This is a genomic window from Haloferax elongans ATCC BAA-1513 (genome assembly GCF_000336755.1).
Taxonomy (GTDB): Archaea; Halobacteriota; Halobacteria; order Halobacteriales; family Haloferacaceae; genus Haloferax; species Haloferax elongans.
Window position 1 is genome coordinate 1 of the sequence record NZ_AOLK01000025.1, and the last position, 253, is coordinate 253.

General features: G+C 57.7%; 1 tRNA gene and 1 rRNA gene. Both read right to left on the reverse strand.

Annotation, left to right across the window (positions count from 1 at the left end):
* Positions 1-13 precede the first annotated feature (13 nt).
* Positions 14-85 (reverse strand) — tRNA-Ala (locus C453_RS18960).
* A gap of 94 nt (positions 86-179) precedes the next feature.
* Positions 180-253 (reverse strand): 16S ribosomal RNA (locus tag C453_RS18965); the annotation flags it as partial.

Genomic DNA, 253 nt, shown 5'->3' on the forward strand with positions numbered 1-253 from the left:
GTACTGCTTACCATGGACCCACAGGGATTCGAACCCTGGGCATCCTCCTTGCAAAGGAGGCACTCTACCACTGAGCTATGGGCCCGTGTTAGCCCTAGTAGTTCTAAGGTGTCCGAACGGACGTCGTCGAACTCGGGAGATCGAAAGTGAGCCACCCCGTCGGGGTGGTCTCGGTCGTTAGGAGGTGATCCAGCCGCAGATTCCCCTACGGCTACCTTGTTACGACTTAAGCCCCCTTGCGAAGCCCAGATTC